An 11,219-nucleotide genomic window follows, 5' to 3' on the forward strand; every position below is an offset into this window, starting at 1 on the left:
ACGCTTTGGAGGTATTGATGTCGCAGCCACCCAAGGTTTTGCTGCTGTACGCCCATCCCGAATCACCCGATTCGGTGGCCAATCGCGTTCTCCTCACGCGGGCCAGAGAGCTTGAGCATGTGACCGTCCACGATTTATACGCGCATTATCCCGATTTTTTTATCGATATCGAGCATGAACAGCAGCTGCTGCGTGAGCATCAGGTGATTGTTTTTCAGTATCCTTTATATACCTACAGCTGTCCGGCGCTGCTCAAAGAGTGGATGGATAGAGTGCTGGCGCGCGGTTTTGCCAGCGGCGTCGACGGCACGGCGCTACAGGGAAAATATTGGCGTTCCGTAGTGACCACCGGCGAACCGGAAGGCGCTTACCGCGCAGGCGGCTACAACGGCTATAAAATGAGTGACGTGATGCGCCCGTTTGAGCTGACCGCCGCGATGTGCGGCATGCACTGGATGACGCCGATTATCATTTACTGGGCGCGCCGCCAGTCGCCCGCCACGCTGGCCAGCCACGCCGAAGCTTACGGCGAATGGCTGCAATCCCCCTTACCGCACGGAGGAATCTAACTATCGACAGCTCGAACTTACCGACAGCCATTCTGCTGTTTCTTTTTGCCGCCGTCGTGGCGGTGCCGATAGCCCAGCGTTTGGGCATTGGCGCGGTTTTAGGCTATTTGCTGGCCGGGATCGCCATGGGTCCGTGGGGATTTGGCGTGATCCGCGACGTCGACGAGATCCTGCACTTTTCCGAGCTTGGCGTCGTGTTTCTGATGTTTATCATTGGCCTGGAACTGAATCCGGGCAAGCTGTGGCAGCTGCGGCGCCAGATATTTGGCGTCGGAGCGGGTCAGGTGATCCTTACTGCGCTGGTGCTGGGCGGCCTGCTGTGGCTAACCCATTTCTCGTGGCAGGCGGCGGTCATCGGCGGAATTGGTTTGGCGATGTCGTCGACCGCAATGGCGCTCCAGCTGATGCAGGACAAAGGCATGACCCGCAACGAAGGCGGTCAGCTGGGCTTTGCGGTGCTGCTGTTTCAGGATATCGCGGTGATCCCCGCACTGGCGCTGATTCCCGTGCTAGCCGGAACCTCGTCGGGCGGCAACGACTGGAGCATGATTGGCATGAAAGTGCTGGCGTTTGTCGGCATGCTGGTCGGCGGACGCTACCTGCTGCGGCCGATTTTCCGGCTGATTGTCGCCTCGGGCGTGCGTGAAGTCTTTACCGCTGCGGCGCTTTTGGTGGTGCTTGGCGCGGCGTTATTCATGCAGGAGCTGGGTTTCTCGATGGCGCTCGGCACCTTTATCGCCGGAATTTTGCTGGCGGAAAGCGAATATCAGCACGAATTGGAAATCGCTATCGAGCCATTTAAGGGACTCTTGCTCGGCCTGTTCTTTATTTCTGTGGGCATGGCGTTGAATCTTGGGGTGCTTTATACCCATATTCTGCTGGTGCTGCTCAGCGTGATTATTTTGGTGATGGTCAAAGGCGGCGTGCTTTACCTGCTCGCCAGAGTGTTTGGTTTGCGCACCTCGGTGAGATTGCAGTTTGCCGCCGTGCTCAGTCAGGGCGGCGAATTTGCCTTCGTGCTGTTCTCGGCGGCGGGCGCGCAAAAGGTGATTTCGCAGAGTCAGCTGTCGCTGCTGCTGGTGGTGGTCACACTTTCGATGATGACCACGCCACTGTTGCTGAAATACGTCGACAGAATTCTGGTGCGTCGCTATAACGCTCAGGAAGAGAGCGACGAAAAACATTTTGTCGAAGATAACGAGCCGCAGGTCATTATTGTCGGATTCGGGCGATTTGGGCAGGTGGTCGGGCGTTTGCTGATGGCCAACAAAATGCGTATTACGGTGCTTGAGCGTGATATCAGCGCAGTAGGGTTGATGCGCAGCTTTGGTTATCAGGTTTATTACGGCGATGCGACACGGCTCGAATTACTGCGCGCAGCGGGCGCGGAAAAGGCAAAATCGATTGTAATCACCTGCAATGAACCGGAAGATACCTTACAGATTGTCCGGCTTTGTCAGGAAAACTTTCCACACCTCAATATTCTTGCCCGAGCGCGAGGCCGCGTAGAGGCGCACGAACTGTTGCAGGCGGGCGTTCAGCACTTCTCGCGTGAGACATTCTCAAGCGCGCTGGAGTTGGGCAAGAAGGCGCTGGTGACGCTGGGAATGCATCCGCACAGCGCCTATCGCGCCCAGCAGCATTTCCGTCGTCTGGACATGCGCATGCTGCGCGAGCTGGTGCCGCAGGTGCAGGGCGATGTGGCGCAGATTTCTCGTGTCAAAGAGGCGCGTCGCGAGCTGGAAGACGTTTTCCAGAGCGAGATGCACAAAGAACGACGTCAGCAGGACGGCTGGGACGACGATCAATAACGACGTCGGCGGCCAAAACGACAGAAGTTTCCGAATATTTTTTGTAAAGAATCCCCTACGGCGAGGCACGAAAAATAGGCGCGCCGCGGGATTCGGGAGAGACAGGAAATGGCAGCAACCCGTAAGCGTTTTATCGCCGGTGCAGTTTGCCCAGAGTGTAAGGCACTGGATACGCTGAGGTTATGGCAAGAAGATCAGGTAGAAGTGGTGGAGTGCGTGAAATGCGGACACCAGAAGCGACAAACTGACGAACAGGTCGCCAAACACGTTCGCGGTGACGAACAGGTGATTGGAATCTTTGATCCGAAGTAGCGTTATCCCGCGGCTTTTTTTATGCTTAGGGGTACAGAGGCGCGGTTTTCCGCTACAATCTTCGCCAAATTACAGTATTCGTCAAACACGATCTTTGCCAAGATACAGTATTTGTCGAAATTACAGATTTCAAACGGTAGGAGTTATCATGAAAGTATCTAAAGACGTGGTTGTCAGCGTTGCGTATCAGGTTCGTACTGAAGACGGCGTGCTGGTTGACGAGTCACCGGTCACTGCACCACTGGACTACCTGCACGGTCATGGCTCGCTGATTTCCGGTCTGGAAAGCGCGCTGGAAGGCCATGCGGTTGGCGATCGTTTCGACGTTCACGTAGGCGCTAACGAAGCTTATGGTAACTATGACGAAAACCTGGTGCAGCGCGTTCCTAAAGACGTGTTCATGGGCGTTGACGAGCTGGAAGTTGGCATGCGTTTTCTGGCCGACACCGATCAGGGTCCAGTTCCAGTAGAAATTACTGAAGTTGACGGCGACCACGTTGTTGTTGACGGCAACCACATGCTGGCGGGTCAGAACCTGAACTTCCACGTTGAAGTTGTTGCTATCCGCGAAGCGACCGAAGAAGAGCTGGCTCACGGCCACGTTCACGGCGAGCACGGTCATGACCACGGACACGACCACGACCATGACCACGGTCAGGGTGGTTGCGGTACCGGCGGCTGCGGCTGCAGCCACTAATCGGGCATTTACCGATAACAAGAAAGGCGACCTCGGGTCGCCTTTTTTTATGCCAGGTAAATAAGCTATCTCCTTCAACCGCGATTCTCTACCTTCAAAATTTATCCCTTCTCTTTTAAAGAGCGTTATCTGCAAGTTAACGTTTAAATTAGCCTGTAGGCTAATTTAAAATTGTGGCTAATTAGCTTGTAGGCTAATCTTTAATGGAGTAAGTCATGTTTACCGTTTTTTATCATCCTAAGGCTGAGCAGGAAGCGAATGAACTGCCTATCGCTATTAGGGCTAAATATGACAAATTGGTAAAAAAGCTTGAACAGGATCCGAGATTACTGAGAGAACCCGACACCAAACCTTTAGGCAACGGGCTCTTTGAACTGAGAACGCAAGGCAATGATATTGCGAGAGCTTTATGGATTTATAAAAAGGCTAATCGGATTATCATGTTGAGGATTTTTATTAAAAAATCTCAGAAAATCTCTAGAGCCGAGATTGATTTGGCGTGGGCAAGATTGGAGGAAATCACATTATGAAATTAGTAACTCATAGTGAAATGCATGAGAAATGGATGCGTGAGCCCGAGTATCGCGCTGCGTATGAAGAAGAAGAGCGTAAAGAACACCTGCGTGCGGTGCTGGCCCAATGGCGCAGTAAAGAAAATCTCACGAGCGCCGAGGTGGCTACCCGCATGGGGATAAAGCCGCCGACCGTGCATAAAATGGAAAAAAATGTTCTTCGCGCCTCAATCGATACGCTTTATCGTTATGCCAAAGCTTGTGGCATTGAAAGGCCTGAGATTCCGCTTTATTAGCCAAATTCGCTCTATTAACAAACTTTATCAACAAGAAAGGCGACCTCGGGTCGCCTTTTTTTATGCCAGGTAAATCAGTAGTGCGGAGGCGGTGTCTCTTCCGAGGCGTCGGCTATCATAGAAGGCTGCGAGGCGCGCAGGCGGTCGGTCAGCAGGCGCAGGTGATCGTGCAGACGGCTCATTTCAAGCTGATGCGAGGTCACTATCTGATTCAACTCTTCAATAGTCACTTCCTGAAAAGCCAGCTTGCTTTCCAGCGCTTCAATCCGCTGTTCGAAGGAATTCTGTTCCATAATAGGTGCCTTTAGTGCCGCTTGATGAGGATTGTCTGTCAGTGCGACAGAATTTGCGCCATATTCTACGCGCATTAATTTGAAAAAACTCGGCGTTGGCCGTTTTGTGAGATCTTCAGAAACTTATTGAAGCAAAAAAGGTCTCAATTAAGCGCGTTCGGGAAGTATAGCGATTGTCATGCATCGACACGGACAGTTATATTAACCGGCGAACTTTCGTAATTGTTACTTGGGGCACGAGCCTCAAGTCTTGGAGAAATGGATGAAATCACTGTTTAAAGTAACGCTGTTGGCTACCACGATGGCTCTTGCCCTGGGTGCAACTCAGGCCATGGCAGCCGATGCTGCAAAAGCGACTGATTCTACTGCAGCTGCGCCAGCGGCTTCAGCACCTGCGGCCACCACCCCTGCACAATTCAAAAATGACGACGAGCAGGCTGCTTACGCGCTGGGTGCTTCACTTGGCCGTTACATGGACAATTCACTGAAAGAACAAGAAAAACTGGGCATCAAACTGGATAAAGACCAGCTGATCGCCGGTGTTCAGGATGCGTTTGCCAACAAGAGCAAACTGTCTGACGCAGATATCGAGAAAACGCTGCAAACCTTCGAAGGTCGCGTAAAAGCCTCAGCCCAGCAGAAAATGGAAGCTGACGCCAAAGCCAACGAAGAGAAGGGCGCAACCTACAGCGCTAACTTCGCCAAAGAAAAAGGCGTGAAGAAAACCGAATCCGGCCTGCTGTATCAGGTTGAAAAACCAGGTACCGGCGCGGCACCTAAAGACAGCGACACGGTAGTTGTAAACTACAAGGGTACGCTGGTTGACGGCACCGAGTTCGACAACTCTTATACCCGCGGTGAGCCACTTTCTTTCCGTCTTGACGGTGTTATCCCAGGCTGGACCGAAGGCCTGAAACACATCAAGAAAGGCGGCAAAATCAAGCTGGTCATCCCACCGGCTCTGGCTTACGGTAAAACCGGCGTCCCGGGTATTCCTGCCAACTCTACTCTGGTCTTCGAAGTAGAACTGCTGGATATCAAGGCCGCGCCTAAAGCCGATGCCAAAGATGCGACCAAACCGGCTGCACCTGCTGCTGCGGCAAAATCAGAATAATTAGTTCTGACTTTTACTGCGCGAAAACCGTCACTTAGGTGGCGGTTTTTTTTTGCCTGAAGCTTTTTAAATGCTTCCACCCCATTTTTACTGGGGGTACTCTATCATGATAACTTGACGGCACTTACGCTCGGGCTTAACGTCAAGGGACTTGAGAAATCGTAGGGACCTTTTCACTGCTGCGTTGTTGCAGTGGGGCCTGCTGAAATGACCGAACGGAGAGTCTTACTCCAGATGATGAGTAAGGTCCCGATGTAGAGGGTGGTAGCTTCAATGTCTAATTCGCTTTTAAATGGCGAAACCGGTGAGCTGGATTTGCTGGACCAACGTCCGTTTAGTGCAACCGACCATGAAATCCTGGCCTCGTATGAGGCAGTTGTCGACGGTTTGGCCATGCTGATTGGTCAACACTGCGAAATAGTTCTGCATTCTCTGGAAGATCTGAAATGCTCGGCTATTCGTATCGCCAATGGGGAACACACCGGCCGCAAGATAGGTTCGCCTATTACCGATCTGGCGCTGCGCATGCTGCACGACATGACGGGCGCCGACAGCAATGTCTCGAAAGCCTATTTTACCCGTGCGAAAAGCGGCGTGTTGATGAAGTCGGTGACGATTGCCATCCGCAACCGTGACCAGCGGGTGATCGGTTTGCTGTGTATCAACATGAACCTCGACGTGCCTTTCTCGCAGATCATGCAAACGTTTATTCCGCCAGAAGCGCAGGACGTGTCGCCTTCCGTCAACTTTGCGTCTTCTGTGGATGACCTCGTGGCACAAACGCTTGAATTTACTATCGAAGAAGTTAATGCCGATCGTAATGTCACCAATAATGCCAAGAATCGTCAGGTGGTGCTTAACCTGTACGAGAAAGGTATTTTCGACATCAAAGATGCGATTAATCAGGTCGCCGATCGTCTGAACATCTCCAAACATACGGTTTATCTTTATATCCGCCAGTTTAAAAGCGGCGAACCGGTGGGGAACTAGCGTTGACGTTGCGATACAGTCTTTTGGTTACGGGTGCGCCTTATGGCACCCAGCAGGCCAGCGCCGCCTATCAGTTTGCCTTGGCACTGCTGGCGCGCGGTCATCAACTCGAGAGCATTTTCTTTTATCGTGAAGGCGTGCTGAACGGCAATCAGCTCGTTTCGCCCGCGTCGGACGAGTTTGATCTGGTGCGCGCCTGGCAACAGGTGGCAACTTCGCATCAGGTAGCGTTGAATGTTTGCGTGGCGGCCGCGTTGCGGCGTGGCGTGATGGATGAAAATGAAGCCGAGAATCAGGCCAACTTATCGGCCAACTTATCGGCCAATTTGCAGGCCGGTTTTTCACTGACCGGTTTAGGCAGTCTGGCAGAAGCCGCGCTGACCTGCGATCGGCTGATACAGTTTTAAGCGTTGAGAATAGACAGACCATGAATCTCGATTCAAGCGAAAAATCGCCCGCAGAAAAGAAGGTCGCCTTTGTGTTTTCTACTGCACCACACGGCACCTCGGCGGGAAGGGAAGGACTCGATGCGCTACTGGCAACCTCGGCGTTAACTGAGCAGATCGGCCTGTTTTTTGTGGGCGATGGCGTTTTACAGCTGCTTTCGAACCAGCAGCCCGAAAAAATTTTAGCCCGTAATTACATCGCAACCTACGGCGTTTTGCCACTTTATGACATCGATCAGTGCTTCCTCTGCGCGGCGTCGGCAAGCGAACGCGGGCTGGCAGAAATTGACGATTGGGTGCTTGATGTCGAGGTTTTGCAGCCCGATAATCTCCGTCAACGGCTCGCCACCTACGACGTGATAATGACATTCTGATCGGATAAAACCATGCTTTTTACCCTTGCAAAATCCCCCCAACAGTGTGATTTGGCGGCACTTATTCGACTTATCGGCGAAAGTGATGCCCTGCTGCTCATGCAGGACGGTGTTATCGCGGCCCTTGAAAATAGCGTGGCGCAGTCCCATATATCCAGTCTGACGTGCCCGGTGTATGTCCTGCTCGACGATCTCGAAGCTAGAGGATTGATTGGTCAAATTTCACACAAATTGACGCCAATCGGTTATACTGGTTTCGTCGATCTGACCGAAAAGCATCGTCAGCACATCGCGTGGTGATTTCGCGAAATGTTGTATATTTCTTGACACTTTCGTAGGTCAGCAATAAAATTCTGCGTCCCATATTGGCATCTGCCGATTGTGGGTCGATTTATCACGTGTTTACAAAGTAGTTTACGAATCAAAATCCAGGAGCTTTTTAATGGCAACAATTAATCAGCTGGTACGCAAACCACGCTCTACGAAGGTTGCTAAAAGCAACGTTCCAGCGCTGGAAGCTTGCCCGCAGAAACGTGGCGTTTGTACCCGTGTGTACACCACCACTCCAAAAAAACCAAACTCCGCACTGCGTAAAGTATGCCGTGTGCGTTTGACTAACGGTTTTGAAGTTACCTCCTACATCGGCGGTGAAGGTCATAACCTGCAGGAACACTCCGTGATCCTGATCCGTGGCGGTCGTGTAAAAGACTTGCCAGGTGTGCGTTACCACACCGTCCGCGGCGCACTGGACTGTTCAGGCGTTAAAGACCGTAAGCAGTCTCGTTCTAAATACGGCGTTAAAAAGCCGAAGTCTTAATGGTTCTCCGTTAAGTAAGGCCAAACATTTTCACATTACTGTCAAAATAAACTCATAGAGTTTTGGACAATCCTGAATTAACAACGGAGTATTTCCATGCCACGTCGTCGCGTCATTGGTCAACGTAAAATCCTGCCAGATCCTAAGTTCGGGTCCGAACTGCTGGCTAAATTCGTAAACATTCTGATGGTAGATGGTAAGAAATCTACTGCAGAAGCAATCGTCTACAACGCACTTGAGACCCTGGCTCAACGTAGCGGTAAAGACAGCCTGGAAGCTTTCGAAGTCGCTCTGGACAACGTCCGTCCGACCGTCGAAGTTAAGTCCCGCCGCGTAGGTGGTTCTACTTATCAGGTTCCAGTTGAAGTACGTCCGGTTCGTCGTAATGCCCTGGCAATGCGTTGGATCGTAGAAGCTGCTCGTAAACGCGGTGATAAATCCATGGCTCTTCGCCTGGCGAACGAACTTTCTGATGCAGCAGACAACAAAGGTACTGCTGTTAAGAAACGTGAAGACGTTCACCGTATGGCTGAAGCCAACAAGGCGTTCGCCCACTACCGCTGGTAATCACCACGCAGTAGTTATGCTAACCAAGCGGGCGCTGGAAACAGTTAACCCGCTTGGATTAACTGAAACTGAACGCCCTAGGAATAGAGGAATCAAATGGCTCGTAAAACACCCATTGAGCGTTACCGTAACATTGGTATCAGCGCTCACATCGACGCCGGTAAAACGACGACGACCGAACGTGTTCTGTTCTACACCGGTGTAAACCACAAAATCGGTGAAGTTCATGACGGCGCAGCAACCATGGACTGGATGGAGCAGGAGCAGGAACGTGGTATCACCATCACGTCTGCTGCGACTACCTGTTTCTGGTCTGGTATGGCCAAGCAGTTCGAACCACACCACATCAACATCATCGACACCCCGGGACACGTTGACTTCACCATCGAAGTTGAGCGTTCTATGCGTGTTCTTGATGGTGCGGTAATGGTTTACTGTGCTGTTGGCGGCGTTCAGCCACAGTCTGAAACCGTATGGCGTCAAGCTAACAAATATAAAGTTCCACGCATCGCGTTCGTTAACAAAATGGACCGCATGGGTGCTAACTTCCTGAAAGTTGTAGACCAGATCGAAAAACGTCTGGGCGCAACTCCAGTTCCTCTGCAGCTGGCTATCGGCGCAGAAGAGAAATTCACCGGTATCGTTGACCTGGTGAAAATGAAAGCTATCAACTGGAACGAAGCTGATCAGGGCGTGACCTTCGAATACGAAGAGATCCCGGCTGACATGCAAGAACTGGCTGAAGAATGGCGTCAGAAACTGATTGAAGCCGCTGCTGAAGGTTCTGACGAGCTGATGGAGAAATTCTTTGGTGGCGAAGAGCTGACCGAAGAAGAGATCAAAACTTCTCTGCGTAAGCGCGTTCTGAACAACGAAGTTATTCTGGTTACCTGTGGTTCTGCGTTTAAAAACAAAGGCGTACAGGCAATGCTGGATGCGGTTGTCGAGTATCTGCCAGCACCAACCGACGTTGAAGCAATCAACGGTATGTTGGATGACGGTAAAGACACTCCGGCAGTTCGCCACTCTGACGACAAAGAGCCGTTCTCTGCTCTGGCGTTCAAAATCGCAACTGACCCATTCGTGGGTAACTTGACGTTCTTCCGTGTTTATTCCGGTCTCGTCAACTCAGGTGACACTGTATTTAACCCAGTGAAATCTCAGCGCGAACGTCTGGGCCGTATCGTTCAGATGCACGCTAACAAGCGTGAAGAAATCAAAGAAGTCCGTGCAGGCGATATCGCTGCAGCAATCGGTCTGAAAGACGTGACTACGGGCGATACCCTGTGTGATCCGGATAACGTGATCATTCTTGAGCGTATGGAATTCCCAGAGCCGGTAATCTCCGTAGCTGTAGAACCAAAAACCAAAGCTGACCAAGAAAAAATGGGTCTGGCTCTGGGTCGTTTGGCTAAAGAAGACCCATCATTCCGCGTATGGACTGATGAAGAATCTGGTCAGACTATCATCGCAGGTATGGGTGAACTTCACCTGGACATCCTGGTTGACCGTATGCGTCGCGAATTCAACGTTGAAGCTAACGTTGGTAAGCCGCAGGTAGCTTACCGTGAAGCGATTCGCGCCAAAGTTACCGACGTTGAAGGTAAGCACGCCAAGCAGTCTGGTGGTCGTGGTCAGTACGGTCACGTTGTGATCGACATGTACCCACTTGAGCCGGGTGTTAACCCTAAAGGCTACGAGTTTGTCAACGAAATCAAAGGCGGTGTGATTCCTGGTGAATTCATCGGCGCGATTGACAAGGGCATTCAGGAGCAGCTTAAAGCAGGTCCGTTGGCTGGTTACCCAGTAGTAGATCTCGGTGTGCGTCTGCACTTCGGTTCTTACCACGACGTTGACTCCTCTGAGCTGGCGTTTAAACTGGCCGCTTCCATCGCCTTTAAAGATGGCTTTAAGAAAGCGAAACCAGTTCTGCTTGAGCCGATCATGAAGGTTGAAGTAGAAACTCCAGAAGAGAACACTGGTGACGTGATCGGTGACCTTAGCCGCCGTCGTGGTATGCTGAAAGGCCAAGAATCTAACGCTACTGGCGTTGTGATTCACGCTGAAGTTCCGCTTTCCGAAATGTTCGGTTATGCGACTCAGCTGCGTTCACTGACCAAAGGTCGTGCATCTTACTCCATGGAATTCCTGAAGTATGATGACGCGCCAAGCAACGTTGCCCAGGCTGTAATCGAAGCTCGCGGTAAATAAGCCTAGGTTTTAACACAATGATCCCGTGCTCTCTCCTTGAGGGGAGAGCACAATAGTAAGGAATATATCCGTGTCTAAAGAAAAATTTGAACGTTCCAAACCGCACGTCAACGTTGGTACTATCGGCCACGTCGACCACGGTAAAACTACCCTGACTGCTGCTATCACCACCGTACTGGCTAAAACCTACGGCGGTTCTGCACGCGCATT

At 51.5% G+C, this 11,219-nt stretch carries 16 protein-coding genes; 15 read left to right on the top strand and 1 reads right to left on the bottom strand.

What is annotated here, in order from left to right; genetic code table 11:
- Window positions 1-17 precede the first annotated feature (17 nt).
- The 6 genes from kefG (at window position 18) to SC206_RS00150 (ending at window position 4,197) form a co-directional block, all read left to right on the top strand.
- A complete protein-coding gene (gene kefG / locus SC206_RS00125; protein ID WP_332732936.1) occupies window positions 18-569 on the top strand; it encodes a glutathione-regulated potassium-efflux system ancillary protein KefG in 552 nt (183 codons plus the stop codon).
- Complete coding sequence (kefB, locus tag SC206_RS00130) at window positions 533-2,380, top strand: glutathione-regulated potassium-efflux system protein KefB (protein ID WP_442975972.1); 1,848 nt, start codon at window positions 533-535, stop codon at window positions 2,378-2,380. The genes kefG and kefB overlap by 37 nt, the downstream gene beginning before the upstream one ends.
- A gap of 108 nt (window positions 2,381-2,488) precedes the next feature.
- Window positions 2,489-2,692 (top strand): YheV family putative zinc ribbon protein, encoded by a 204-nt coding sequence (locus SC206_RS00135; RefSeq protein WP_332732938.1) that lies wholly within the window; start codon window positions 2,489-2,491, stop codon window positions 2,690-2,692.
- A gap of 148 nt (window positions 2,693-2,840) precedes the next feature.
- Window positions 2,841-3,389 (top strand): peptidylprolyl isomerase, encoded by a 549-nt coding sequence (gene slyD / locus SC206_RS00140; protein ID WP_332732940.1) that lies wholly within the window; start codon window positions 2,841-2,843, stop codon window positions 3,387-3,389.
- 215 nt (window positions 3,390-3,604) lie between these two features.
- A complete protein-coding gene (locus SC206_RS00145; protein WP_332732942.1) occupies window positions 3,605-3,919 on the top strand; it encodes a type II toxin-antitoxin system RelE/ParE family toxin in 315 nt (104 codons plus the stop codon).
- Entirely contained in the window at window positions 3,916-4,197 is a 282-nt protein-coding gene (locus SC206_RS00150; RefSeq protein ID WP_332732944.1) for a helix-turn-helix domain-containing protein, read from the top strand. Before SC206_RS00145 ends, SC206_RS00150 begins: the two co-directional genes overlap by 4 nt.
- A 74-nt stretch (window positions 4,198-4,271) precedes the next feature.
- Here the strand turns inward: SC206_RS00150 and SC206_RS00155 are convergent, their stop codons facing one another.
- Window positions 4,272-4,490: a protein SlyX gene (locus SC206_RS00155; RefSeq protein WP_045048629.1), complete on the bottom strand. Its 219-nt coding sequence runs from the start codon at window positions 4,488-4,490 to the stop codon at window positions 4,272-4,274.
- 262 nt (window positions 4,491-4,752) lie between these two features.
- Here SC206_RS00155 and fkpA point away from each other — a divergent pair, with 262 nt between their 5' ends.
- The 9 genes from fkpA to SC206_RS00200 all read left to right on the top strand — a co-directional run.
- Entirely contained in the window at window positions 4,753-5,604 is an 852-nt protein-coding gene (gene fkpA / locus SC206_RS00160; RefSeq protein ID WP_332732947.1) for an FKBP-type peptidyl-prolyl cis-trans isomerase, read from the top strand.
- A gap of 273 nt (window positions 5,605-5,877) precedes the next feature.
- Window positions 5,878-6,594, top strand: a complete 717-nt coding sequence (locus SC206_RS00165) for a helix-turn-helix transcriptional regulator (RefSeq protein WP_332732949.1) — start codon at window positions 5,878-5,880, stop codon at window positions 6,592-6,594.
- A 2-nt stretch (window positions 6,595-6,596) separates the two neighbouring features.
- Window positions 6,597-7,001 carry a sulfurtransferase complex subunit TusD gene (gene tusD / locus SC206_RS00170; protein ID WP_332732950.1) on the top strand — a complete coding sequence of 135 codons (405 nt, stop codon included), beginning with the start codon at window positions 6,597-6,599 and terminating at the stop codon, window positions 6,999-7,001.
- Between the two features lie 20 nt (window positions 7,002-7,021).
- Window positions 7,022-7,414 carry a sulfurtransferase complex subunit TusC gene (gene tusC, locus SC206_RS00175; RefSeq protein WP_332732952.1) on the top strand — a complete coding sequence of 131 codons (393 nt, stop codon included), beginning with the start codon at window positions 7,022-7,024 and terminating at the stop codon, window positions 7,412-7,414.
- 12 nt (window positions 7,415-7,426) lie between these two features.
- Window positions 7,427-7,714: a sulfurtransferase complex subunit TusB gene (gene tusB, locus SC206_RS00180; protein WP_332732954.1), complete on the top strand. Its 288-nt coding sequence runs from the start codon at window positions 7,427-7,429 to the stop codon at window positions 7,712-7,714.
- Window positions 7,715-7,856: 142 nt separating this feature from the next.
- Window positions 7,857-8,231: a 30S ribosomal protein S12 gene (rpsL, locus tag SC206_RS00185; protein WP_013573668.1), complete on the top strand. Its 375-nt coding sequence runs from the start codon at window positions 7,857-7,859 to the stop codon at window positions 8,229-8,231.
- 96 nt (window positions 8,232-8,327) lie between these two features.
- Complete coding sequence (gene rpsG, locus SC206_RS00190; RefSeq protein WP_009638962.1) at window positions 8,328-8,798, top strand: 30S ribosomal protein S7; 471 nt, start codon at window positions 8,328-8,330, stop codon at window positions 8,796-8,798.
- 96 nt (window positions 8,799-8,894) lie between these two features.
- On the top strand, window positions 8,895-11,009 hold the full coding sequence (fusA, locus tag SC206_RS00195) for an elongation factor G (RefSeq protein WP_332732960.1): 2,115 nt from the start codon (window positions 8,895-8,897) through the stop codon (window positions 11,007-11,009).
- 70 nt (window positions 11,010-11,079) lie between these two features.
- The coding region (locus SC206_RS00200; protein WP_230050329.1) for a GTP-binding protein at window positions 11,080-11,219 on the top strand (140 nt) is incomplete at its 3' end.

Source organism: Rouxiella sp. T17, from assembly GCF_036663475.1.
In the GTDB taxonomy this organism is placed as follows: Bacteria; Pseudomonadota; Gammaproteobacteria; order Enterobacterales; family Enterobacteriaceae; genus Rouxiella.

Bases quoted from the DNA above. Each gene is read 5' to 3' on its own strand.
- kefG (WP_332732936.1), top strand. From the start codon at position 18: ATGTCGCAGCCACCCAAGGTTTTGCTGCTGTACGCCCATCCCGAATCA.
- kefB (WP_442975972.1), top strand. From the start codon at position 533: ATGGCTGCAATCCCCCTTACCGCACGGAGGAATCTAACTATCGACAGC.
- SC206_RS00135 (WP_332732938.1), top strand. From the start codon at position 2,489: ATGGCAGCAACCCGTAAGCGTTTTATCGCCGGTGCAGTTTGCCCAGAG.
- slyD (WP_332732940.1), top strand. From the start codon at position 2,841: ATGAAAGTATCTAAAGACGTGGTTGTCAGCGTTGCGTATCAGGTTCGT.
- SC206_RS00145 (WP_332732942.1), top strand. From the start codon at position 3,605: ATGTTTACCGTTTTTTATCATCCTAAGGCTGAGCAGGAAGCGAATGAA.
- SC206_RS00150 (WP_332732944.1), top strand. From the start codon at position 3,916: ATGAAATTAGTAACTCATAGTGAAATGCATGAGAAATGGATGCGTGAG.
- SC206_RS00155 (WP_045048629.1), bottom strand. From the start codon at position 4,490: ATGGAACAGAATTCCTTCGAACAGCGGATTGAAGCGCTGGAAAGCAAG.
- fkpA (WP_332732947.1), top strand. From the start codon at position 4,753: ATGAAATCACTGTTTAAAGTAACGCTGTTGGCTACCACGATGGCTCTT.
- SC206_RS00165 (WP_332732949.1), top strand. From the start codon at position 5,878: ATGTCTAATTCGCTTTTAAATGGCGAAACCGGTGAGCTGGATTTGCTG.
- tusC (WP_332732952.1), top strand. From the start codon at position 7,022: ATGAATCTCGATTCAAGCGAAAAATCGCCCGCAGAAAAGAAGGTCGCC.
- tusB (WP_332732954.1), top strand. From the start codon at position 7,427: ATGCTTTTTACCCTTGCAAAATCCCCCCAACAGTGTGATTTGGCGGCA.
- rpsL (WP_013573668.1), top strand. From the start codon at position 7,857: ATGGCAACAATTAATCAGCTGGTACGCAAACCACGCTCTACGAAGGTT.
- rpsG (WP_009638962.1), top strand. From the start codon at position 8,328: ATGCCACGTCGTCGCGTCATTGGTCAACGTAAAATCCTGCCAGATCCT.
- fusA (WP_332732960.1), top strand. From the start codon at position 8,895: ATGGCTCGTAAAACACCCATTGAGCGTTACCGTAACATTGGTATCAGC.